Here is a 23,107-nt window from a genome sequence, read left to right on the forward strand (position 1 = left end):
CGGCCACTCGGACACCTCTCCGTCTTGTGGGGCGTATAATAAAGATTTCAGAAAATATGTCAAACACTTTTATGTCAAAAATGACTATCTGATTACATAACGCACATAAGTCAGCTTTAATTATATAATTGGTTTGAAAAGTAAACGATTTAAATGTTTTTGTCTTGCGGGTTAACGCCCATTAAAGGCACTAAATCATCTTTGAGCTGCGCTAGATATTGCTCTTGGTAACCTAACTGCTGAAACTCAGCAATACAGGCTCTGTAATAGGCTTGTCGCTTTTGCTCTGTTGTGTCGGTTTCTGGCGATTCTTCAACTCGGTTGTCTTTCATATTATATTCTAAGTCCATTTGAGAATTCATATTTAGCGTGCTATTTTAACCCAGCTCAAAATTTTGGCGTATTCTAGCTAAGTTTTTTACATAAATACAACATAATGTTTAAAAAACAGTCATAAAATTACGTTGTAGCACTGTTATTAAGGATATTTAATACAGAGCTACAGTAAAGAACCCAATCTGAATTAACTATTAATAAGTACTAATAACTAGCTTTAAAATTTAGTTTAGTACTAATTAATTAAAAAGCGAACAATCTTATCCTCTCTTTCGTCTATTTTTATAAAGCAATTTACTCTCCTACTTTTCCTGCCTTGGCGCTTATTTTTATGCTCATACAAAAACGCCGCTAAAATTTAGCGGCGTTTTTACGTTTATTTTGTTAAAGCTTAGTCAGCTTGTGGGCGCATATGCGGGAACAAAATAACATCTTTAATGGTTGGTGAATCAGTAAATAACATGACTAAGCGGTCAATACCAATACCTTCACCGGCAGTAGGCGGTAAGCCGTACTCTAGTGCGCGTATGTAGTCTTCATCGTAGTGCATTGCTTCATCATCGCCGGCGTCTTTTTCTTCAACTTGGCGAGTAAAGCGCTCAGCTTGGTCTTGTGCATCGTTAAGCTCCGAGAAGCCATTTGCAAGCTCACGTCCACCAACAAAAAACTCAAAGCGGTCGGTAACAAATGGGTTTTCGTCGTTACGGCGCGCAAGTGGCGATACTTCCCACGGGTAGCCTGTAATAAATGTAGGTTGGATAAGCATGTGCTCAGCCGTCTCTTCAAATATTTCACATAAAAACTTACCTGGGCCCCATACACAATTTTCAGGAATTTTAACGTGCACTTGTTTAGCGTACGCTTTTAATTCTTCAAAGTGGTTTTCTGGGTCTTTAAATACCGCAGCATCAAACTCAGGGTTATATTTTAAGATAGCATCAGCCATGCTTAGGCGCTCAAACGGTTTGCCAAAGTCGTACTCTACTGAGTCGATAACGTCGCCGTTTTCATCTTTAGTTGTATTAACAACAATTGGGCTACCTAAAACGTTTGTTGCAACTGTACGTAACATGTCTTCGGTGATGTTCATTAAATCGATGTAATCAGCATACGCTTGGTAAAATTCAATCATAGTGAATTCTGGGTTGTGGCGCGTTGATAACCCTTCGTTACGGAAGTTACGGTTAATTTCAAATACGCGGTCAAAACCACCTACCACTAAACGCTTAAGGTAAAGCTCAGGCGCTATACGTAAGTACATGTCTATATCAAGTGCGTTATGGTGAGTTACAAACGGACGCGCAGATGCGCCGCCAGGAATAACCTGTAGCATTGGCGTTTCTACTTCCATAAAGTCGCGTTCTGCTAAAAAGCGACGAATACCTTCAACTACTTGTGAGCGAATGCGGAATGTTTCGCGCGTTGCTTCGTTAGTAATTAAATCAACATAACGTTGACGGTACTTGGTTTCTTGATCTGATAAACCATGAAACTTCTCTGGTAATGGGCGGAGTGACTTAGTAAGTAGCTCGTACTCGGTCATTTCTACGTATAAATCGCCTTTACCTGATTTATTAAGCGCACCTTTAACACCAATAATATCGCCAATATCTAGTTGGCCATATTTTGCTTTTAAGTCTTTTTGTACATCTTTAGATGCGTAAGCTTGCACGCGGCCTTTCATATCTTGAATGGCCATAAAAGGACCACGCTTAGCTAAAATACGGCCAGCAATTGATACAACGTGCTGAAGCTCTACTAATTCTTCTTTAGTCTTATCACCAAACTCAGCCTGTAAATCAGCCGTGTAATGTTCACGACGGAACTGATTAGGATGACCGTTGGCTGGGCAATTTTCGCGAATAGCGTCTAATTTGCCGCGACGCTCAGCGATTAACTTATTTTCGTCTTGGATTTGATCAGTCATTTTTTAGCTCTTTTTTAGCTTGGTGGTTATAGGCCAGATTTTAGGCTGGCTTCAATAAATTTGTCTAGGTTGCCGTCAAGTACCGATTGCGTATTACGGTTTTCAACGCCAGTTCGTAAATCTTTAATGCGTGCATCATCAAGTACGTAAGAACGAATTTGGCTTCCCCAGCCAATATCCGATTTTGCGTCTTCTTGTGATTGCTTTTCAGCATTTTGCTGCTGAAGTTCAAGCTCAAATAATTTTGCTTTTAACTGCTTCATTGCTTGGGCTTTATTTTTATGTTGCGAGCGCTCGTTTTGACACTGAACAACCGTGTTGGTCGGTACGTGAGTAATACGTACTGCCGACTCGGTGGTATTAACGTGCTGACCACCCGCGCCCGATGCACGGTAAACGTCTATACGTAAGTCAGCCGGATTAATATCAATTTCAATATTGTCATCTACTTCTGGGTAAACAAAAGCAGAGGCAAACGAGGTATGACGACGACCACTTGAGTCAAATGGGCTTTTACGCACTAAACGGTGTACACCTGTTTCTGTGCGCAGCCAACCGTATGCGTATTCGCCTACAAAGCGCACTGTTGCACCTTTAATGCCGGCTACATCGCCATCAGTTGCTTCTACTAGCTCAACTTTAAAGCCTTTTGCTTCGCCCCAGCGTAAATACATACGTAGTAGCATGTTACACCAGTCTTGTGCTTCAGTACCGCCAGACCCAGACTGTAAATCAAGGTAAGCATCGTTTGCATCGTGAGAGCCCGAAAACATACGGCGAAACTCTAAACCCTCAAGCTGTTTATTTAAGCCTTCTAGTTCAGTTTGCGCTTCAACAAACGTGTCTTCGTCTTCTGCTTCTACTGCAAGCTCTAATAAACCTTCTACATCGTCAGCACCGGCAACTAGGTTGTCGATTGTTTCAACAACGGCTTCTAAAGCTGATTTTTCACGGCCCAGTGCTTGTGCGCGCTCAGGTTCATTCCATACGGCTGAATCTTCAAGTTCGGCGTTTACTTCTTCTAGGCGCTCTTGTTTGTGAGCGTAGTCAAAGGTACCCCCGAAGCAGTTCAGTACGTTCGCGAATTTCCTTGATTTGATTAATCACAGGATTCACTTCAAACATGTACATTACTCCAAAATGGCTAGATTATTGCGCGCTAAAATTAGCACTAAACGCAATAAATTATCGTCAAATGATAAAAACGCCCGATTTTAACAAAAAACCGCGCGCTTTATTAGCCTTTTATGCATGCATTGTGCATATTTTTTAATGCACTTTTTCAAGCTCTCTTACTATTAATTGCAGGCTAAACTTACCTCTAAATTCGTTTATGTCGAGCTGATAAGCCACTTTGACATAACGGGCTTCGGTGTCGGGCCATGCTTTTACATCTATTCCAAAGGCAATGGCGTCAACTAAGCGTCCTGATTGATGTTTAAGCACCAGCTTTAAGTGTTTTTCGCCGACTATACGCTGCTGAATAACTTCAAAGGTGTGCTCAAATACTGGCTCAGGAAATTGTTGCCCCCACGGGCCTGATTGCTTTAATAGCTGAGCAAAGTCCATGGTAAAGCACTCGTTTGGCAGCTCGCCATCGGTAAATACAATACAGCGTTTACTTTCTTCGCTTAGCTGCGCACTTACAGCAGCATCAAACGCGTTTTTAAAGTCATTAAAGTTTTGCTCATCAATACTTAGCCCTGCCGCCATGGCGTGACCGCCAAATTTATTAATTAAGTGCGGGTCGGCGGTATTTAGCCCTTCGAGTAGGTCGCGCATATGCAGCCCTTCAATAGATCGGCACGAACCTTTTATTTCACCGTTTTCGCCCCCGGCAAAAATAACAGTTGGGCGGTGGTATTTTTCTTTTAAGCGCCCTGCCAAAATACCAATAACACCTTGGTGCCAATCTTCTTGGTATAAACAAATGGCATCGGGAATGTTGTCGTCACTAAACGCGAGCCTATCAAGCACTGCTTGCGCCTCGGCTTGCATGCCCTGCTCTATCTCACGCCTAGCATGGTTTAAGCTATCTAACTCGCTGGCAATACGCCTTGCTTGGTTTATATCGGTACTTAATAAGCACGCTATGCCCAAACTCATGTCATCTAGTCGCCCTGCGGCGTTTAAACGCGGAGCCAACGAAAAACCAAAATCACTGGCGCTTAAACGCGCAGCATTACGATTAGCCACTTCAATAAGCGCAGTAATACCTGGGCGTGTTTTACCGCTGCGAATACGCGCTAAACCTTGATGTACCAAGGTGCGGTTGTTTGCATCAAGCGCAACTACATCGGCCACAGTACCTAGGGCAACTATATCAAGTAGGTCAGCCAAGTTTGGCATAGCGTGGTTTTCAAAGTAGCCTTGCTCACGCAGCGTGCTTCTAAGGGCTATAAGCAAATAAAAGGCAACGCCTACACCGGCTATAGATTTTGATGGAAAACTACAATCATGGCGGTTTGGGTTAACAATGGCATCGGCATTAGGGAGCTGCTCGCCTTGTAAGTGATGATCTGTTACCAGCACTTTTATACCCACGGCTTTTAAAATATCAATACCGGCAATACACGAAATACCGTTATCTACCGTTATAACCAATTCAGGGTTTATTTGTACTATTTGCTCAGCCAGCGCAGGGCTTAAGCCATAACCTAAGCTAAACCTGTCTGGTACTAGGTAGTCTAAGTTGTTAAAGCCAAACATGGCTAAACCTTGCATTAACGTAGCGGTACTGGTTGCGCCATCGGCGTCAAAGTCGCCCACAATTAAAATACGGCTTTGTGCATTAAGCGCATCAATTAATAGCTCGGTGGCTTTGTCGATGTCTTTAAACAGTTTAAAGTCGATTAATGTGGCTGCACTATTATTTAGCTCGTGTGCATTTTGCACGTTACGCGTGGCATAAATTTGTTTAATAACAGGGTGCAGATCGCTTGGCAGGTAAGAATCGTCTACATTTTCGCGCGCAATGATCAGTTTTTTCATGCTGAGGTTTACTTATAAATTCAAAATAAAAACAAAAAAAGGCCATTACGGCCTTTTAATAAACGCAAGCGCCTTATTAAGACGCTTTGTTTGCCTCAAGCGCTGCACTTAGTGCGGCTGCTGGCTGATAACCAGGGATCATTGTACCATCTTCTAAAATAATGGCTGGCGTACCGCTAATACCAAAGCTTTGGCCTAACTGATAATGCTCGGCTACTGGTGCGTTACAACCGGCAACAACTGTTGTGTCTTCGCCTGATTTAGCTTCTGTTAGGGCTTCTTGTTGGTCGCGTGCACACCATACATTCATTAAATCGGCGTAACCCGAACCTTGCAGCCCTCCACGCGGAAACGCTAAATAACGAACAGTAATGCCTGCATCAAGCAAGTCGTCTAGTTCGCGGTGTAATTTACGACAATAGCCACAGCTAATATCGGTGAATACCGTAATTTGGTGTTTTTCGTTTGGCGCTTTATAAACAATCATTGAGTCTTCATATTCTTTAATGCCTTCAACACGTACACCATTTAACGCTTGCTCGGTTAAGTTACTGCGGTTGTTTAAATCAATTAGCGTGCCTTGCATTAAAAACTGGCCGTCTGGGCTGGCGTAAAGTACACCTTTATTTGTAATAAGCTCTTTTAAACCGGCAACGGGGCTTGGGTTTATTTGCTTAACTGTTACACCTAACGTGGCAAATTTAGTAACAATAGGATCATTAGCATCTGGCGTTGTGGCTACGCCATTTGCAAATGCACTCATACTTGTGCACAACATTGCACCTGCTAACATTAATTTTTTCATAATTTTCTCTATCTAATAATACGTACTAAATTGACCGCTAAGCTGATATTAAATTTCATATTACGCGCGCGGATGATGCTCTGAGTGTACCGATTTTAATCGCTCATTGGCAACATGGGTATAAATTTGTGTAGTCGATAAGTCGCTGTGCCCTAACATCATCTGCACCACTCTTAAGTCGGCACCATGATTAAGTAAATGTGTCGCAAAGGCATGACGCAATGTATGCGGCGATAAATCTGACTCAATAGACGCCAAAATAGCATAGTGTTTAATACGATGCCAAAAGGTTTGTCGGGTCATACCTACACCGCGTTTTGACGGAAACACAAAATCGGTGGCGTGTTTTATCATTTGCGCACGCCCCCCTTTTAAAAACTGCTCAAGCCAGTACATGGCTTCTTCGCCTAAAGGTACTAAGCGCTCTTTGTTGCCTTTACCTTTTACAAACACCACCGACTGGCGCAAGTTAATTTGCTCCATACGCAGCCCTACAAGCTCGGTTACACGCAAGCCCGTAGCATAAAGTAGCTCTAGCATGGCTTTATCGCGCAGCCCCATTGGCTCTTCAATATTGGGCGCACTTAATAATGCCTCTACTTCGGCTTCTGAGAGCGTTTTAGGTAACGATTGACCCGCTTTTGGTTGCGCAATGTTTTCAAGCGGTGAGCTTGTGATACGTTTTTCACGTACAAAATACTGATAAAACCGCTTTAACGCACTTATGCTGCGAGCCGTGCTACGTGGTTTTAACCCTAAATCTACGCGATACGCTAGATAGCTTTCTATATCTAAGCTGGTTACCGTCATTAAGCTTTCGCCTTTTAAAAACTGACAAAACTTATCTAGGTCACTGCGATACGCACTAAGGGTGTTTTCGCTTACACCTTGCTCTAAGTACAAGCTATCTAAAAAGGTTTCTAGAAAGTCGCTATTGCTGTTTAGCTCGGTATTTGGTTCAGGTAAATCGTCAGGTAGCGTTGTCACGTTGTGATCTCATGTTGGTAATACCCACGGTAGAAGGTATCAATTAAAAATACCTTACGGTAAACTGCGCCCTATCATAACAGGCAATTACACAGTGATAAATACGATGCAGATTGGTTTATTTTTTGGCTCTACTACATGCTACACAGAGATGGCAGCAGAAAAAATTCGCGACCTTATTGGCGCCGATGTAGTGACCTTACACAATATTAAAGACGAACCACTAAAAAATGCAGAGCAGTACGACTTTATCATCTTTGGTATTTCAACATGGGATTTTGGAGAAATACAAGAAGACTGGGAGTCTAAGTGGGACGACATTAAAGATGTAAACCTAAATGGTAAAACCATTGCTTTATTTGGCATGGGCGACCAACAAGGTTACGGACAATGGTTTCAAGACGCCCTCGGTATGCTTCACGATGAAATAAATACCCAGTCGTTTACGCAACTTGGTTTTTGGCCAAACGATGAAAACTACGAGTTTGAAGCGTCAAAAGCACTTACCCCCGATGGCAAACACTTTGTTGGCCTCGCCCTTGATGAAGACAGCCAATACGAGCTAAGCGATGAGCGCATAGCCAGCTGGGTTGAACAAATAATGACTGAGTACAGCGAAACGCTATAACAGAATTAAAAGCGCAGTGTTTGCGGCGCTTTTTTAAAAAGCTTACTCTACACGCTCCCAATATTGGTTACGGTAAAAAAAGCCTATATAGCCACGTACTTCCAATGTTTTACCGTCGTCTTGTGGCGTTAGTTGCACGGTATAAGTTTTACCATTTGTAGGGTCAAGTATTTCACCATCGCCCCACACGCCATCATCTTCTGGTTTTACATCAGTGATTATCGTCATTCCTAAAATAGGCTGATTTTTTAATGCCCCATCACACTCTTTACAAATACCGGTTTGTTTAGCTGGGTCTAAAATAGTCTCAACTTTACCACTGAGCACCTTATCATTTTGGGTAATGCGTACGTACGATTTAGCCTCGTTGGTGTCTTCATCTATGGTTTTCCAAACCCCAACAGGAGTCATGTTTGCAAGCGCACCTTGGCTTATAAATAAAGCCGCAGCGAGTGTTGTTAGTAACGGTAATTTGTTTAACTTTTTCATTGTGTTGCCTAAATTTAAAATGGCGAATAAAACGATAATACCAGCTGATTTATAAACGCACTATTAAATTAAACTGCTATTTAGATACATATAAAAGTAAAAAACCAAGTGCGCGTTAACCCACTTGGTTTTTAAATTGGCTGATAGTTTTTTAATGTACGCGTTTTAAAGTACGTATTTAAAAGTCACGTACCTCTACACTTGAGCTGTTAAATTCAAACATATTAATTTTGCCACACTGTGCCATATGGTTAGTACTTGTATAGGGGGTATTTGCTTGGCTTATATCACCCTCCCACTCTTGGCCATTTTTTATAAATGCTTTTAGCTCAAACCAGCCGTTAACCGCTTTACTGCAATCCATATTAACATCAAGCATCCAATAGTGTTCGCCCCATATATTAAGGGGTGTAACACCAAAGCCATCTACTGTTACCGATTTTTGGGCGCCATATTCACTTGGCCAAACATTTGTAGTCCAATCCATGGCAGTACCTTGCGCTTCACTGTTTTGGCCTTGTTCAATTCCATACCAATCTAGGTAGTTATCGTTTGCTTTCCAAGGTGTTGTGGTGTTGTTTTTTAGATTGTTATGGCGAATTGGCATAGCACATTCAACATTTGTTGTTTGACAGTTTCTAGCAAGGTTTGTATTTGCATAGTTGTGGTCTATACCACCGCGTACAAACATGTCTTGTCCGCTTTGTGTTTGAGCATTAATAAAAACAACGGTTCTTTGCCAGTCGCTATTATTAGGCGCTGTCCCTTGGGTTAATTTAGCATTTTTATGAATTGCTATTGCATCCCATGGCGCTACATTTAAATTTATGGTGCCGTTGCTATTAACTGTTATTACTTCACCGCTACAGCTAGTAGCATTACCCAAAAGCTCGCCTTTTAACACATTGCAGTACTGTCCAGGCGCCATATCTGTTTGAATTGTTGCATTAAGCGTTGAGTCTTCTTTATTAATTGCCATATGACCAGAGCTACCACGTCCAAATGCAATCTGGTTATGGGTGTTATCCCACCAATTTGTTACTGCCCAATTGTCGGCTGTGTTATTTCTAAAATCGACACCACCCGCAATATAAGACCAACGATGCTCACACTTCCAGTTACTTGCAAAACATTCTAAATTACCATTATTGTGCACCGGTACACTTGGCCCACCCGCATCTGTATCGCCGTGAAAATCATAACTCGACATTACTTTTGGATACCCATACGGATATGCCAACATAAATACGTTGGCTAGGTCGTATAAACGGCCATCTTCAAAGGTAATTACATTACCTGCACCACCATGGCCGCGCTGATTGTCGTGGTTATCTACAAATACCACAGCTGATAAACTTGGCATAAAGCCCCAGCCTTCACCAAAATTACTTAACCATGCAAGCGAGCCATTTCTGAAGGTATTACCAAGCTGCGTACTGTATTTAAACTCGGTAACTAGCCCTGTACTTAAATACTCTGAGGCAGCAACCGCTTCAGTACCTTGATCTATCACCTCATGAAACACCACAGGCGAGCCATTTATTTTTGCCTTTAAACTTTGAATATCACTTGCAGCAACATGCTTAGCAGCATCAAACCTAAAACCTTTAACACCCATAGTTTGAAGGTCATTAATATATGCCGCTAATGTATTTTGCACATAATTTGAAGAAGTGTTTAAATCAGCCAGCCCTACTAGCTCACAGTTTTGCACGCGATAACGGTTATTACCGTAATCTTCTGGATTAATAGAGCAACTTTCGTGAAAATCTTGTGGGCTATAAATAGGGTATTGTTTATTACCAAAAGTGTTACCAGCAGTGCCCTTACCACTGCCGGCTGCCATATGGTTTATTAATGTATCAACATATATATCGACGCCTGCGGTGTTACAGCGATTAACCATATCTATAAATTGCGAACGGTTACCGCCGCGGCTTTGTAGTTGATAGCTCACCGGTTGATAGCGAGTCCACCATTGGCTACCTGTAATATGCTCGTTAGGCGGAGACACCTGTACAGCAGCGTACCCTTTTGGTCCTAAAAACTGCTCACATTCTTGGGCTACATCTTGCCAATTCCATTCAAATAAATGCACAAATGTTGTAGGCGCAGCCGATACTAAACTTGGTAAGGTTAAACCTAAGCTAAGACCTGCAGTGGTGATCATTTTATTCAGTTTCATAGTGTGTGTTTCCAGTGTTGGGCGAGTTAAACAACAGACTCGGCGTTATTTACAAGTGATTAACACTAGTTTGAGAGTTGCTCAAATAAAAACTGAATACGTATGCATAATGGGTAAACTATTCTTTATTACTAGATAATTACCTGCCTTAAAATTACATCTTCAAGTAAAACGCTTTACATAACTCAATATAATCATCGCTGTAGCAATTGTTTTCATTTTTTATGCATAGGGAAGTAAGCTCAGGCGAAGTGTTTATTAAGCTAAAGCGCATTAAGCTGCGGCTAAATGCTTTACTTGGTGTGGTTTTTACTTGGCAATGCGCGTCTAAATAAAGCCCACTTTGTTTTGCTAATTCAATAAATAGGCTCGCTTCTGTGGTGGGTAAAATTACGTTAAAGCACGAATGTTTATGACTTAAACGCATATAGGCATTTATTAGCTCGTCAAAACTTAAACCATCGGTATGGCGTGCGGTGTTACGGGCATCGCTTAGCCCTTTTAAGCTGTAGTTAAAATAAGGGGGGTTAGAAATCACCACATCAAATGGCGCCACTTGTTTAAACGCTTGTATAGTGGTGTGCTTTACTGTGATATTGGGCCACGGGCTAGAGGCTATATTTTGTTGTGCCTGATTGTAAGCTGCTTCATCAATTTCAACTGCGGTTATGCTAAGTGCCGGTTGGCGCTGTTTACACATAAGCGCCAGCAGACCGGTGCCTGTGCCTATATCGAGTAATGTGTTGGCCCCTTTTAAATACGCCCATGCACCAAGTAAAATGCCATCGGTTGAGACCTTCATGGCGCACTTATCGTGCTCAACCTTAAATTGTTTAAACGTAAACCCTGACATTTTTTCACCTTTTCATTCACCAACTGGCGTATAGCGCGTATAATTGCAAGTAATTGTCCCTTATTTTAGACACTCTATGCAATTTTCTGAATTTGATCTTGATACTAAACTCCTCAACGCCATTGATAAAATGGGCTACGAGACACCAACCAGCATTCAACAACAAGCTATTCCTGAAGCGCTGCAAGGTCGCGATATTTTAGCATCAGCACCTACTGGCACAGGTAAAACGGCGGCATTTTTAATTCCGGCTATTCAATACTTAATGGATTTTCCGCGTCGCGACCCAGGTTTTGCACGTGTGTTAATAATGACCCCAACCCGTGAACTGGCTTATCAAATTCATGAGCAATGTGAACTGCTTGCTAAAGGCACTCACCTTAAAATTGGTGTAGTAACAGGCGGTATAAATTACGGTACCCACAAAGAAATTTTTGAAAACAATAACGATATTTTAATCGCCACACCTGGGCGTTTAATGGAATATCTTGAAACCGAAAATTTCCATGCCGAAAACGTAGAAATGCTTATTCTTGATGAAGCCGACCGCATGTTAGATATGGGCTTTAGAAAAGAAATGCTGCGCATATGTGACGAAGCTAAAAATCGTCGTCAGTGCTTTTTGTTCTCTGCGACTTTAGAAGGCGATAGCGTTGAGTTATTTGCAGAGCGTATTTTAAACGACCCAGCTTTACTTGAAGCCGAATCGTCGCGTAAAGAAAAAGCAAAAATTCATCAATGGGTTCATCTTGCTGATGACTACCATCACAAGCTTGAGCTGTTGGTTAATACCCTAAACGGCCCAGATGTAAGTAAAGCCATTGTGTTTGTAAAAACCCGTGAGCGCCTAGAAACACTTATTGGTGAACTTACTAATAATGGTGTAAAGGCCGCATGGCTACGTGGCGAAATGCCACAAGATAAGCGCATGAAAGCGATGGAAAACTTTCACAGTGGTAAAACGCGCATTTTAATAGCAACCGATGTTGCGGCCCGCGGTATTGATGTTTCTGATATTAGCCACGTCATTAACTTTGACATGCCGCGCACGGCCGATGTTTATGTGCATCGTATTGGCCGTACTGGCCGTGCTGGTAAAAAAGGGATTGCTATCTCATTAGTTGAAGCACACGACATTGGTATTTTATACAAGGTTGAACGCTACACTGAGCAAAAGCTTAAGCGTCGTATAATTAAAGGGCTTGAGCCACAACACAAAGAAGCTAAGCCACCCGCTAAAAAGCGTAAAGACCCTGTTAAAATGAAGGCCAAGAAAAAAGCCAAAGCTAAAAACAAAAAGAAATAACCCCTAAATAAGCCGGCCATTGCCGGCTTATTTGTACCTGTTACAAATGTAACCCAAGCATGTAACTCATACCCATTAAAATGTAATTATTGCCCACCTGAATTCTGCATTAATAAAATAACCTTATATTTCAAAGCATTAAAATTGGCATCGAAATTGTAACTGAGATAGTAGCTCAGCTAAGAACAGCTGCACAATTAACCGCAATGTAAGGATAAAGTTATGAACCGCTTCAAGTTAACTATCGCTTTAGTATCATTTTGTTGTTTATTTTTATTAGCTTGCGCTACAAAAGTAAGTGCAGCAACTAACTTAGCCGTAGTAAGCAGTGTGGCTACTCAACCTAACTTACAACAAACAATCACCAACACGTTACGCACTAACCCAAATTTAGCATTAAACGATATTCGCGTGCAGGTTGAAGACGGTGAAGTAGATTTATACGGTGAAGCGCAAACAGGTTTTCAGCGTGCACTTGCACAAAAGTTTTTAGAAAACATGGATGGCGTTAAAATTATCCGTAATAAAATTAGTGTTATTTAATATACCTTTTTCCTAACTTATTCCTCAGCGCTGCTTGTTACTCCAACACAAGCGGCGCTTTTTATGGTCTGCATACTCTCACCGGCTGCAAACCTGTTCATAAACCAATTTAATTACCTTAGTAAATGCCTTTTAGCTTACTCTCTTCACACAAACAACACACGGTGCCCTACTCATATAAACGTTCTTTAAGAAGCGACAAACTCTGTAGAGCTTTAACCAACGTCAGTAGTAATTTAATTAATCTATTTTAATATAGGGTAACCTCGCCGATGCAGTTGTTATAGTTGCAGTGGTTTTAATGCAGCTAGCACATGTGTGAGCTCTTAAACTAGTTAAGCATTATTATGGGCTGGTACTATTGCAGGTTGGGATTGTTGCAGGCTTGAAATATTAACAGCGTAGATGGTTAGCTTTACTTAGCTTAAACTAGCAACAATGTGAAAGCGCTAGAGCCTGAAAGCATACCGGGTAAAAAAGTGTGCATATACCGCGGGGTATTTAAAGGAGTAGCAAAACTTAAAGTATTTTGCTTACCAATTCCTTTTTAGTACAAAAAGCGCGCTTTTACTTTGTAAAAACGCGCTGATAGTCGGTAACTATTTCCCAATGCTTTTGCGTTGTGAGTTTTAAATTATTTACTCACCTTGGCTTGCATCAGTATTATTATCACCCTCTTTATTGGCTGATTGCTGGCTTATTTTATCGCTTATCATGGCATCGAGCTTTTCACCGCCTTTAATGCCAAAATCTAACGTACGTATTGGGAATGGAATACTAATATTAGCGTCATCAAGTGCTTGTTTAACAGCTACTACGCCCTTGTGGCGTACTGTCATAAAGTCTGGCTCACCTGGGTATTTAATCCAAAACCATACCAGTAAATTAATACTGCTGTCGCCAAAACCTTCTGCGTATACAGCGGTTTCATCTTTGCGTATTACAAAGTCAAATTCATTAATTTTATCTACTATTACTTCTTTGGCTTTTTCAATGTCGTCGCCGTACGAAATACCAACAGGTACTTCTATGCGTCTAACGCCTAACGTGGTGTAATTTTTTAGCACGTTTCTAAATAATACCTTGTTTGGTACCAGTATTAACTGCCCGTAAAAGCTCTCTATTAGCGTGTTACGCAGGTTTATAGAATGCACTGAGCCAAATACATCATCGGTTTCTATAACATCACCTGCTTTAAACGGTTTGCGTATGCCCATAGCAATACCGGCAATTAGGTTTTCGGTCATGTCTTGAAATGCAAAACCTATGGCTAAACCCACAATACCTGCACCCGCTAGTAACGATGTTACAGTGCCTTTTAGCCCCATAAAATCAAGTGCTATAAATAAACCTACGCATAATACAATCACTTTAAAAATAGAGGCCATTAAATCAGCTATTTGCTTAGAGTCGAGTGAGCGCCTTAAGAGGTTTTTCATTAGCTGGCCGGCAAAGCGCGCTATTATTGAAAACAAAATAGCGATTACGACAGCTACAATAAAGTTTGGAATATGGCTAATTACAACATCAAACCAACCACCAAGTTTTTCTTCTATAAGCTTTTCGGCTTCACCAACTGAAGGAATACTGATCATATTTTTACACCTATCTATTTTTTTATTTCATTAATAGTAGGTGAAGTTAGCAAGTTTAGCGCCAGCATAAAAAAAACCATGCATTGCATGGCTTTTTAACTCATTGTTTGCTGAGTATAAACGCTTAGTTTTGCTCGTCGCGCATAAATACAGGCTCAAGATCTTTAGTGGTTGCTTCAGGGCTAAAGTAATAACCCGCCACACTAAACTCTTTTAATTGGCTTAACTGCGTTACTTGGTTTTCTATGATGTAGCGGGCCATCATGCCGCGTGCTTTTTTAGCGTAAAAGCTAATTACTTTATATTGACCATTTTTGCAGTCTTTAAAATGCGGCGTAATTATTTGCGCATTAAGCGCTTTTTTATCTACTGCTTTAAAGTACTCGTTTGAAGCAAGGTTAACGAGATATTGTGCGTCTTGCGCTTTTAATTCCTCGTTTAATTTATTCGCAATAATGCTGCCCCAAAATTCATACAAATTTTTCCCGCGAGGGTTATCAAGCTTAGTGCCCATTTCGAGGCGGTAGGCTTGCATTAAATCAAGTGGTTTTAATAAACCGTATAAACCTGAAAGTATACGTAAGTGACTTTGCGCATAATCAAGGTTAGCTGCAGTGAGTGTTGCGGCATCTAAACCACCGTACACATCGCCATTAAAGGCTAGCACCGCTTGTTTAGCATTGCTTTGCGTAAACGGTTGTGACCATTCGCTAAAGCGTGCAGCGTTAAGCCCTGCAAGCTTATCGCTAATTTTCATTAGGCTGCCAATTTGCGCAGGCGTTAGTTCACGGCATACTTTCATGAGCTCTTCGCTGTGCTCTAGTAATTCAGGCTGAGTGAACTTATCTGTTGCAGGTGGCGTTTCGTAATCAAGATTTTTTGCTGGTGAAATAACAGTGATCATAGTTAGCTATTGACTTGTAATTTATTTAATGTCAATTTCAACATTAAATGAGACGAAAAGCACGTTTTGTTTATAAAATACCATTGAAAATTAATCGCAATGGCCTAAATCCTACCTTAATAAATCATGCATCGTCGTTTTTCTATTGATAAGGACATAAGACCTATCAAGCATTGTCACACTGTTGCAGTATTGAATACTTATATTAAGGTAGTTTAGATTTTCTTTTAACTTGCTTGGAATGAGGAAGGCAAATGACTAGCGCTCTACAAAGGCTAAAACAACATTCATCTATCGTAGCCGACACTGGCGATATTGAAGCGATCAAAAAGCATCAACCTGAAGATGCAACCACAAACCCGTCGCTTTTATTAAAAGCGAGTGAGATTGAAGCATACAAGCCTTATTTAGATAAAGCTTGGAGCTATGCAAAAGAAATAGAGCAAGATGCAGCTAAACAGCTTGAACTTGCGTGTGACTACTTTGCCGTATTAATTGGTAAAGAAATTAGCGAAATTGTACCTGGTTATATTTCTACTGAAGTAGATGCTCGTTTATCATTCGACACCCAAGCAACTATTGATAAAGCACACACCCTGCTTAGCCTTTATGAAAAAGAAGGTGTAAGCAAAGACAAAATTTTAATTAAAGTTGCGTCTACATGGGAAGGCATTAAAGCTGCTGAGCAACTAGAAAAAGAAGGCACTAAATGTAACCTAACTTTATTATTTAGCGATGCTCAAGCACGTGCATGTGCTGATGCAAACGTATTTTTAATATCGCCATTTGTTGGCCGTATTTTAGATTGGCACGTAGCAAATGGTATGGAAAAACCAACCGATCCGCTACAAGATCCAGGTGTTCAATCAGTACGTAGCATTTTTGAGTTTTATAAACGCCATGATTACAAAACCGTTGTTATGGGCGCGAGCTTCCGTAATACCGGCGAAATTATTGCGCTTACAGGGTGTGACAAGCTAACAATTAGTCCTAATTTACTAGAAGACTTAGGCAATTTAGAAGGCGCAGAAGAGTACTTACTACAAAGTGATATTCCTAAAGAGCCAAAGCCTGCTCCACTTACTGAGTCGCAGTTCCGTTGGTTACATAACCAAGATGCAATGGCCACTGAAAAGCTAGCTGAAGGCATTCGCTCATTCGCAGATGCGCAAGAGCAGCTAGAAGCACGCTTTAAAGCAATGTAATACACGCTAATTACGCTTTATTAAACGCCGCACTTGCGGCGTTTTTTTTATGCCTACGTTATTTGCTGAACTAAGTTAACATTCATTAAGGCATCACATACTTGCAACATTATTGTCACTTTTTTATTCTATTTTAGCTAGGCCTGTGGTATAGGTATTCTCGAGGTTCACTAAAATCAATAGGAGATAGTCATGGATAGCCTAAACGATATATTAGAGATATTAGAAGGTCCTGATACAACAAGAAAAACCTCTCAAAAGAATAAAAAAAGAAAGTGGCGCGAGATTGAGGCCATAAAAGACAAGCAACGGTTACGTAAAGAACTACAGGAGTTGGACTTTTTTACAGACAGTATAGAAATTGATGAGCTAGATTTTTAATTCTATAAACGCTCATAAACAAAAGGCTTTCAGTGTATGAAAGCCTTTTTAATATATCCATTAAACCTGCCAATTAATGGGGCTGTCCCCTTGGGCTTGTAACAATTTATTAGTTTGTGAAAAATGCTTACAGCCAAAAAAACCTCGGTGCGCAGAAAGCGGAGACGGATGCGGCCCTTTTAAAATATGATGGCGAGTGCAGTTAATATTTTTGCCTTTTTTTTGCGCATGCGCGCCCCACAAAATAAATACCACGCCTCGGCAGTGCTCGTTTATATGCGCAATGACGTTATCGGTAAATTGCTCCCACCCTAAGTGTTTATGCGAGTGCGCTTGCCCTTGCTCAACAGTAAGTACCGTATTGAGTAAAAATACGCCCTGCTCTGCCCAGCTTTGTAAGTAGCCATGCTCAGGTATTGCAAAACCAGGTATATCGGCTGCCAATTCTTTGTACATATTTTTTAATGACGGCGGTAACTTTTTAACCTCTGGCAATACTGAAAAACACAAACCATGGGCTTGGCCTTCTCCGTGGTATGGGTCTTGGCCTAAAATAACCACGCGAATATTGTTAAGTGCTGTGGCTTCAAAGGCACTAAATACTTGCTCTTTGGGTGGGTACACAGCAACCCCTTCTGCGCGGCGTTTTGCTACATAATCTAATGTTTGCTGCATATAAGGGTGCTGTAATTCATCTTCTAAAAAGGCTGGCCAATCGCTCATTGTGTACTCTTGATTTGTTTGCGGGATGCATCTATTTTATCACACATATCGGCAAGCCCTTCTAGCATGCGTGGTGAAAAACGGTGTAATAAATCGGCGTTTACACGTATAAAATGATTATTTTTAACCGCGGGTACTTCTGGCCATTTTTGCCAATTAACTACCGGTTGTGGTGTTTTTGATTTTTCATCAGGGGTTATAATAATTTGCGGTTTAGCCATTACCACGTTTTCAATACTTATTTGCGGGTAGTCGGTATCGCTTTGTGCAAATACATTGCTTACATGACATGTTTCAATAAGCTGGTTTATCCATGTATTTTCACTTACCGTCATCATTGGCTCTGGCCATAATTGATAAAAACCAGTTAATATTTTTTTACCTTGCTGCTGTTTTTTTATGTTTTTAAGTTTGGTATTAAACGCGTTTGCTACTTGCTTACTTTGCTCAATACGCCCAGTAAATTTACCAAAAGTGAGCAGCTCATTTGCTACTTCTTCTATTTTTTTTGGATCACTTAAATGTATTTTTATACCAAGGCGCTTAATTTGTTCTAAGTCCCCACTTTGATTCCCGCTTTTCCAACCAATCACTAAGTCGGGTTTTAGCGCTAGTAGTTTTTCAAGGGAAATACCATAGTAGCCACCAATGCGCTCAATATTTTTAGCCTCAGCAGGGTAGTCGGCATAATCAACAGTGCCAACAATATTATCCCCCGCACCTATAGCAAATAGGTTTTCTACTATATGCGGCGCAAGTGCAACTACACGCAGCTTTTTTGGGGGCGTTGTTTCGTTTGTAACAGCACTGGCTATTAAACTACATAGCCCAAAGCCAACTATAAATGCCCTGTACATTAGTAGTCGAACCCTTCAAGTGCTTTAATGCCTGAGTCGAATGCATGTTTAACATTACGTACTTCGCTTACTGTATCGGCAAGGTCTGTTAACGTGCGGTGCGCTGCGCGACCTGTAATAATAACCGACTGCATAGGAGGACGGTTATTTAACGCGTTTACTACTTCATCAAGATCAATATACCCATAAGTCACCATGTAGGTAAGCTCATCAAGTAATACTAAATCTATACTGCTATCGGCAAGCATGCGCTTGGCTTCTTGCCACGTTGCTTGCGCTGCGGCAGTGTCGGCTTCTTTGTTTTGCGTATCCCACGTAAAGCCGGTATTCATCACCGCAAATTCAACCCCTGCGCTTTGTAATAGGTTACGCTCTCCACACTCCCATGTACCTTTAATAAACTGACAAACAGCGGCTTTTTTACCATGCCCTACACAACGTGCAACCACACCAAACCCCGAGGTAGATTTACCCTTACCATTACCCGTAATTACCTGAAATATGCCTTTAACATCTTGCGCTGCAGCAACGCGTGCATCTACTTGCTCTTTTACTTTTTGTTGACGCTGCTTATGCTTATCGTTGCTTTTATCTATCATTATTATGTCCTTCGTAAATCGATATAATGTGTTGTATGTTTAAGTGTTCCTCGCACATAGTTGCTAAACGTTCTAACTGCTGTTCGCGGTGCTTAGCAATACTAATTGGCGTTATTGCGGCCTCTGGTTTTACCCACTTTAAAATTTGCGATGTGGCAGCTGGCTCATCAAATAAACCGTGTAAATAAGTACCAGCAAGGGCATTATCATCACTAATAAAGCCATCACTTACAAATCCGTTAGGGTGCGAGTTAAACGTTAAAAATGGCTTATTAAGTGCTGCACCTTCACTAATACCCGCATGAATTTCGTAGCCACTAAAGGGGGTTTTATTATTATTTAACTGCATAGTTGCGGTTACTTTAGTGAGTACTTTTTGGGTGCTAAGAGTGGTATCAAAGTCACTTAATGCAAGGCCTTTAACACGCTTTAATGACGATTCAACCCCCATGGGATCAGTAATGCTATTCCCTAACATTTGCATACCGCCGCACACCCCTAACACTTTACCGCCATAGCGTATGTGGCGCTTTATTTGCTTATCCCAACCTTCATTTTTTACAAAACTTAAATCACCCAGCACGTTTTTACTACCTGGAATAATAACCAGATCGACCGGCGGAATTGCTTGAGTATGGCGCACATAATTTATATTAATATTTGAGTGCAGTCGCAATGCATCAAAATCGGTATGGTTACTAATATGCGGCAATAAAAGTACAGCTATATTAATGGTGGCATGTGTTACTTTATTATCTATTGCAACGGCATCTTCGGCATCAATGGCTAGGTCATGCAAGTAGGGCAGCACCCCAAGCACAGGTTTTTTCGTATAGCGCTCAAGCCAATCTAGACCACTTTGCAATAAACTGATATCGCCTCTAAAGCGGTTTATAACAAAGCCTTTTACGCGCGCTTGCTCAGATTCGCTTAGCAGCGCAAGTGTGCCCACTAAATGCGCAAACACACCGCCTTTGTCTATATCGGCAATAATAATGACAGGGCAATCTACCGCTTCTGCGTACCCCATATTGGCAATGTCGTTTTCGCGCAGGTTTATTTCTGCGGGGCTGCCTGCGCCCTCAACTAATAATAAATCGAACTGTTTAGCTAGGCGTTTATGCGAGGCAAGCACCGCATCCATCGCCACTTTTTTGTAGTCGTGATACTTGCTCGCTTCCATATTACTAATGGCTTTGCCATGAATAATAACTTGTGCGCCCGTATCGCTATTTAGTTTAAGTAATATAGGATTAAAGTCGGTTTGAGGCTCAACATTAGCCGCTATTGCTTGCAAAGCTTGCGCTCGGCCTATTTCGCCGCCCTCTTTTGTAACCGCGCTATTAAGCGCCATATTTTGCGGTTTAAAAGGCGCAACCTTTACCCCTCGCTTTGCAAATACTCTGCAAAGCGCAGCGACTAAGGTGCTTTTTCCGGCATCTGACGTAGTGCCTTGAATCATTAAGGTTTTCATCCGCACTATGCCTTTGTTTTTCTAAAAAAGAGCAAGCTTAAAAAAAATACGCTACCCATAGCTGCTGTAATCACCCCTACAGGGAGCTCTTGGTTTTTAAGTAATGAGCGCGAAAGCACATCGACCCACACCATAAACGTGCCGCCCACTAAGCTTGTGATGAGTAACCCAGCAGTACTGCCTTGAGATATAAAAAAGCGCACTATGTGCGGCACCATTAAACCTACAAAACCAATACCGCCACATAAGGCCACCAGCACGGCCGTTATTAACGAACTCAATACCAGCATTAAAATTCTAAACCGGTGTACACGCACCCCAAGCGTTATGGCGCTTTCATCGCCAAGAAGCAACGCATTTAACTGCCTTTTAAAGCTCAGCATAAAGCCAATACATACCACTATAACCACACATGGCAACCATAACGTGGCCCATTGCGCGCGGGCAAAGCTGCCTAACGTCCAAAATAAAATACCAGCCACTGCTTGCGGGTCGCTCCAATACAGCAATAAACTGGTAAATGCGCTAAATAAAAACGACAGCGCCACACCCGCTAACAACATAGACTCTACGTGCGTATTTTTTTGCCGCCCAGCAATAAGTATCAATAAGCCCATAGCTAAAAAGCTTCCTAATAAGGCAGCAGTCGATAACATAAACCCAGCACTTATACCTGTTACAGCCATAAGCAGTACAACCCCAAACGACGCACCTGACGATATACCAAATAAGTATGGATCGGCGAGCGGGTTACGAGTAACCGTTTGCAAAATAAGCCCAGCAATAGCCAAACCTGCGCCCGCCATAAAGGCAAGTAAAGTACGGGGCAACCTAAGCTCATAAATAATACGTGCGTTAAGCGAGCCCTCCCCTGCTGATAAAACACCGGTGAGTACATCACTTAACGGCGTATCTGCTGCGCCAAAGCTCAGTGCACTAAAAAGACTGCCCAGCGCAATTAATAAGGCAGCTATAAAAACAGTCCACGGGTTTATGTTTGTTATATCCATTTAATTAATAGCCATAAAAGTAAGTAATATGAGGAATAGTTTGGCCATTTTCTGTGCGCTGTGGGTGGCTGGTTACGTGTGCACATACCCCAAAAACATCTGCTAGCATTTCTTCACTAAGTACCTGCTTAGGCGAGCCTGTATGTGTTATTTTGCCCTTATTAATAACCACCAGTTCATCGCACATAGCAGCTGCTAAATTTAAATCATGAAATGAGGCAAACACAGTGACCCCTAGCGATTTTGCTAATTCCATCACTTGTATTTGGTATTTAACATCCAAATGGCTGGTTGGCTCATCCATAATGAGTAATTGCGGTTGTTGTACTATAGCGCGGGCAATTAATGCTCGTTGCTTTTCGCCCCCCGAAAGTGATTCAAAATTTTGCTTACACTGCTGCTCAAGCCCTACGGTTTTTATTGCCTGTGTAATTTTTTGTTTGTCGCTGTGGGTGGTGGCGCTAAATAGTGGTTTATGAGGCGTAAGCCCAAGGGCAACCACATCAAATAACGTTAGGTTAAATTGAGCAGGCGTTTCTTGCAGAACGACAGCAACATATTTTGCGTAATCTTCACTTTTAAGCTGCCAAATATCCTGCTGATTAAAGGTAATTTTGCCTGTGGTGGGTTTATTAAAGCGATACAAACAGCGCAGTAAGCTCGACTTACCCGCCCCATTGGGGCCTATTAAGCCAATAAATTTACCCTTTGTTATAGGCAAATTAATAGTGTTTAAAATGGCGTGATTATCAACTTCCCACGACACATTTTGAATGTCTAATAAAGGCGTGTTTGGCGCTAATGTAGTTTGCAAAGTGAGTCCTTTAAAAACGCGCACTCACTAAGACACCACTAAAAAAATAGTGCACTAATAAAATGAGTTTACCCGCTCGTTAAAATATTTTATTCATTTGTATCTGACTTAAAGCACGGTGCTCATTACAGTTACGGGAATAGTTGAGGAATTTCACCCCATTCCAAATGAGCGTCTATTATGGGCGGGTAAGTAAATAATTTAAAGCAAAAAAACCGCGCTCATCAGGGCGTGTCGTTCTTTGCGGATTGAAATTTGTTCAATCTAGGGGCGATTAAATCGCGGCGCGAGATTTGTAACCTAGTGGGCTAAGTAAAAATCGAGCAACAAAGAGTTTATCGCCCCTAGGAAGAACCCGAAGGGCAGCGCATGTTTGGCATTTATGCTGCGTTATCGCCTATTTATGTGGAATAACCACACTTCATAGGCTCTGCCTTGCCTAAAAACCAAACACGCTGCTGCAAATTCAACCATCAAAGTTCAGCACCGCCTAGC

The 23,107-nt window shown here is 41.4% G+C and carries 22 protein-coding genes and 1 riboswitch; of the genes, 5 read left to right on the forward strand and 17 right to left on the reverse strand.

Annotated elements, in window-relative coordinates; genetic code table 11:
* Positions 1-149: 149 nt before the first annotated feature.
* The 6 genes from CWC17_RS15590 to xerD form a co-directional block, all read right to left on the reverse strand.
* The gene (locus CWC17_RS15590) at positions 150-332 is read right to left on the reverse strand and encodes a hypothetical protein (protein WP_024031585.1); all 183 of its coding nucleotides are present in this window, start codon (positions 330-332) and stop codon (positions 150-152) included.
* Between the two features lie 395 nt (positions 333-727).
* Positions 728-2,263, reverse strand: coding sequence for a lysine--tRNA ligase (gene lysS, locus CWC17_RS15595; protein WP_055020250.1), 1,536 nt, complete (start codon positions 2,261-2,263; stop codon positions 728-730).
* Between the two features lie 26 nt (positions 2,264-2,289).
* A protein-coding gene (prfB, locus tag CWC17_RS15600; RefSeq protein ID WP_096041210.1) for a peptide chain release factor 2 occupies positions 2,290-3,388 on the reverse strand; the annotation gives its coding sequence in 2 pieces (ribosomal slippage) (positions 2,290-3,312 and positions 3,314-3,388; 1,098 coding nt in all).
* Positions 3,389-3,532: 144 nt separating this feature from the next.
* The gene (gene recJ / locus CWC17_RS15605) at positions 3,533-5,254 is read right to left on the reverse strand and encodes a single-stranded-DNA-specific exonuclease RecJ (RefSeq protein WP_138613911.1); all 1,722 of its coding nucleotides are present in this window, start codon (positions 5,252-5,254) and stop codon (positions 3,533-3,535) included.
* Positions 5,255-5,330: 76 nt separating this feature from the next.
* Positions 5,331-6,059 (reverse strand): bifunctional protein-disulfide isomerase/oxidoreductase DsbC, encoded by a 729-nt coding sequence (gene dsbC / locus CWC17_RS15610; protein WP_138613913.1) that lies wholly within the window; start codon positions 6,057-6,059, stop codon positions 5,331-5,333.
* A 60-nt stretch (positions 6,060-6,119) separates the two neighbouring features.
* A complete protein-coding gene (gene xerD, locus CWC17_RS15615; RefSeq protein ID WP_126005971.1) occupies positions 6,120-7,046 on the reverse strand; it encodes a site-specific tyrosine recombinase XerD in 927 nt (308 codons plus the stop codon).
* Between the two features lie 106 nt (positions 7,047-7,152).
* On the opposite strand from xerD, the gene fldB reads away from it, so the two are divergent.
* Complete coding sequence (gene fldB / locus CWC17_RS15620) at positions 7,153-7,674, forward strand: flavodoxin FldB (protein ID WP_004588002.1); 522 nt, start codon at positions 7,153-7,155, stop codon at positions 7,672-7,674.
* Between the two features lie 42 nt (positions 7,675-7,716).
* Here fldB and CWC17_RS15625 read toward each other — a convergent pair whose 3' ends face one another.
* From CWC17_RS15625 to CWC17_RS15635, 3 genes are all read right to left on the reverse strand, one after another.
* The gene (locus CWC17_RS15625) at positions 7,717-8,163 is read right to left on the reverse strand and encodes a DUF2147 domain-containing protein (protein WP_138613915.1); all 447 of its coding nucleotides are present in this window, start codon (positions 8,161-8,163) and stop codon (positions 7,717-7,719) included.
* A gap of 178 nt (positions 8,164-8,341) precedes the next feature.
* A complete protein-coding gene (locus CWC17_RS15630) occupies positions 8,342-10,348 on the reverse strand; it encodes an alpha-amylase (protein WP_138613917.1) in 2,007 nt (668 codons plus the stop codon).
* A gap of 154 nt (positions 10,349-10,502) precedes the next feature.
* On the reverse strand, positions 10,503-11,201 hold the full coding sequence (locus CWC17_RS15635) for a tRNA1(Val) (adenine(37)-N6)-methyltransferase (RefSeq protein ID WP_138613919.1): 699 nt from the start codon (positions 11,199-11,201) through the stop codon (positions 10,503-10,505).
* A 76-nt stretch (positions 11,202-11,277) separates the two neighbouring features.
* Here CWC17_RS15635 and srmB point away from each other — a divergent pair, with 76 nt between their 5' ends.
* Together srmB and CWC17_RS15645 are read left to right on the forward strand one after the other, a co-directional pair.
* Positions 11,278-12,507 carry an ATP-dependent RNA helicase SrmB gene (srmB, locus tag CWC17_RS15640; protein WP_055016341.1) on the forward strand — a complete coding sequence of 410 codons (1,230 nt, stop codon included), beginning with the start codon at positions 11,278-11,280 and terminating at the stop codon, positions 12,505-12,507.
* A gap of 222 nt (positions 12,508-12,729) precedes the next feature.
* Positions 12,730-13,050 (forward strand): BON domain-containing protein, encoded by a 321-nt coding sequence (locus CWC17_RS15645; protein ID WP_054983750.1) that lies wholly within the window; start codon positions 12,730-12,732, stop codon positions 13,048-13,050.
* 638 nt (positions 13,051-13,688) lie between these two features.
* On the opposite strand, the gene CWC17_RS15650 is transcribed toward CWC17_RS15645, so the two are convergent.
* Together CWC17_RS15650 and yaaA are read right to left on the reverse strand one after the other, a co-directional pair.
* Positions 13,689-14,645 carry a mechanosensitive ion channel family protein gene (locus tag CWC17_RS15650; RefSeq protein ID WP_138613921.1) on the reverse strand — a complete coding sequence of 319 codons (957 nt, stop codon included), beginning with the start codon at positions 14,643-14,645 and terminating at the stop codon, positions 13,689-13,691.
* Between the two features lie 124 nt (positions 14,646-14,769).
* Positions 14,770-15,549, reverse strand: a complete 780-nt coding sequence (gene yaaA / locus CWC17_RS15655; protein ID WP_055016339.1) for a peroxide stress protein YaaA — start codon at positions 15,547-15,549, stop codon at positions 14,770-14,772.
* Positions 15,550-15,803: 254 nt separating this feature from the next.
* Between yaaA and tal the strand changes: the two genes are divergently transcribed.
* Both tal and CWC17_RS15665 read left to right on the forward strand, forming a co-directional pair.
* Entirely contained in the window at positions 15,804-16,754 is a 951-nt protein-coding gene (gene tal, locus CWC17_RS15660) for a transaldolase (RefSeq protein ID WP_138613923.1), read from the forward strand.
* Positions 16,755-16,946: 192 nt separating this feature from the next.
* Positions 16,947-17,135: a DUF3545 family protein gene (locus CWC17_RS15665; protein WP_004587992.1), complete on the forward strand. Its 189-nt coding sequence runs from the start codon at positions 16,947-16,949 to the stop codon at positions 17,133-17,135.
* A gap of 60 nt (positions 17,136-17,195) precedes the next feature.
* Here CWC17_RS15665 and ung read toward each other — a convergent pair whose 3' ends face one another.
* The 6 genes from ung to CWC17_RS15695 are packed head-to-tail and all read right to left on the reverse strand — an operon-like array spanning position 17,196 to position 22,612.
* Positions 17,196-17,858, reverse strand: a complete 663-nt coding sequence (gene ung, locus CWC17_RS15670) for a uracil-DNA glycosylase (RefSeq protein WP_138613925.1) — start codon at positions 17,856-17,858, stop codon at positions 17,196-17,198.
* Entirely contained in the window at positions 17,855-18,715 is an 861-nt protein-coding gene (locus CWC17_RS15675) for a cobalamin-binding protein (protein WP_138613927.1), read from the reverse strand. The genes ung and CWC17_RS15675 overlap by 4 nt, the downstream gene beginning before the upstream one ends.
* A complete protein-coding gene (gene cobO, locus CWC17_RS15680) occupies positions 18,715-19,314 on the reverse strand; it encodes a cob(I)yrinic acid a,c-diamide adenosyltransferase (protein ID WP_138613929.1) in 600 nt (199 codons plus the stop codon). The genes CWC17_RS15675 and cobO overlap by 1 nt, the downstream gene beginning before the upstream one ends.
* A complete protein-coding gene (locus CWC17_RS15685) occupies positions 19,304-20,788 on the reverse strand; it encodes a cobyric acid synthase (protein ID WP_138613931.1) in 1,485 nt (494 codons plus the stop codon). Before CWC17_RS15685 ends, cobO begins: the two co-directional genes overlap by 11 nt.
* 5 nt (positions 20,789-20,793) lie before the next feature.
* Positions 20,794-21,798: a FecCD family ABC transporter permease gene (locus tag CWC17_RS15690; protein WP_138613933.1), complete on the reverse strand. Its 1,005-nt coding sequence runs from the start codon at positions 21,796-21,798 to the stop codon at positions 20,794-20,796.
* A 4-nt stretch (positions 21,799-21,802) separates the two neighbouring features.
* Positions 21,803-22,612: an ABC transporter ATP-binding protein gene (locus tag CWC17_RS15695; protein WP_138613935.1), complete on the reverse strand. Its 810-nt coding sequence runs from the start codon at positions 22,610-22,612 to the stop codon at positions 21,803-21,805.
* 81 nt (positions 22,613-22,693) lie between these two features.
* Positions 22,694-22,817: riboswitch (cobalamin riboswitch) on the reverse strand.
* Positions 22,818-23,107 lie beyond the last annotated feature (290 nt).

Origin of the sequence: Pseudoalteromonas sp. S3785, assembly GCF_005887365.1 — a bacterium.
GTDB lineage: Bacteria > Pseudomonadota > Gammaproteobacteria > Enterobacterales > Alteromonadaceae > Pseudoalteromonas.

Excerpts from the sequence above, each read along its gene's own strand:
- CWC17_RS15590 (WP_024031585.1), bottom strand. The coding sequence starts at position 332 with ATGAAAGACAACCGAGTTGAAGAATCGCCAGAAACCGACACAACAGAG.
- lysS (WP_055020250.1), bottom strand. The coding sequence starts at position 2,263 with ATGACTGATCAAATCCAAGACGAAAATAAGTTAATCGCTGAGCGTCGC.
- recJ (WP_138613911.1), bottom strand. The coding sequence starts at position 5,254 with ATGAAAAAACTGATCATTGCGCGCGAAAATGTAGACGATTCTTACCTG.
- dsbC (WP_138613913.1), bottom strand. The coding sequence starts at position 6,059 with ATGAAAAAATTAATGTTAGCAGGTGCAATGTTGTGCACAAGTATGAGT.
- fldB (WP_004588002.1), top strand. The coding sequence starts at position 7,153 with ATGCAGATTGGTTTATTTTTTGGCTCTACTACATGCTACACAGAGATG.
- CWC17_RS15625 (WP_138613915.1), bottom strand. The coding sequence starts at position 8,163 with ATGAAAAAGTTAAACAAATTACCGTTACTAACAACACTCGCTGCGGCT.
- CWC17_RS15630 (WP_138613917.1), bottom strand. The coding sequence starts at position 10,348 with ATGAAACTGAATAAAATGATCACCACTGCAGGTCTTAGCTTAGGTTTA.
- CWC17_RS15635 (WP_138613919.1), bottom strand. The coding sequence starts at position 11,201 with ATGTCAGGGTTTACGTTTAAACAATTTAAGGTTGAGCACGATAAGTGC.
- srmB (WP_055016341.1), top strand. The coding sequence starts at position 11,278 with ATGCAATTTTCTGAATTTGATCTTGATACTAAACTCCTCAACGCCATT.
- CWC17_RS15645 (WP_054983750.1), top strand. The coding sequence starts at position 12,730 with ATGAACCGCTTCAAGTTAACTATCGCTTTAGTATCATTTTGTTGTTTA.
- CWC17_RS15650 (WP_138613921.1), bottom strand. The coding sequence starts at position 14,645 with ATGATCAGTATTCCTTCAGTTGGTGAAGCCGAAAAGCTTATAGAAGAA.
- yaaA (WP_055016339.1), bottom strand. The coding sequence starts at position 15,549 with ATGATCACTGTTATTTCACCAGCAAAAAATCTTGATTACGAAACGCCA.
- tal (WP_138613923.1), top strand. The coding sequence starts at position 15,804 with ATGACTAGCGCTCTACAAAGGCTAAAACAACATTCATCTATCGTAGCC.
- CWC17_RS15665 (WP_004587992.1), top strand. The coding sequence starts at position 16,947 with ATGGATAGCCTAAACGATATATTAGAGATATTAGAAGGTCCTGATACA.
- ung (WP_138613925.1), bottom strand. The coding sequence starts at position 17,858 with ATGAGCGATTGGCCAGCCTTTTTAGAAGATGAATTACAGCACCCTTAT.
- CWC17_RS15675 (WP_138613927.1), bottom strand. The coding sequence starts at position 18,715 with ATGTACAGGGCATTTATAGTTGGCTTTGGGCTATGTAGTTTAATAGCC.
- cobO (WP_138613929.1), bottom strand. The coding sequence starts at position 19,314 with ATGATAGATAAAAGCAACGATAAGCATAAGCAGCGTCAACAAAAAGTA.
- CWC17_RS15685 (WP_138613931.1), bottom strand. The coding sequence starts at position 20,788 with ATGAAAACCTTAATGATTCAAGGCACTACGTCAGATGCCGGAAAAAGC.
- CWC17_RS15690 (WP_138613933.1), bottom strand. The coding sequence starts at position 21,798 with ATGGATATAACAAACATAAACCCGTGGACTGTTTTTATAGCTGCCTTA.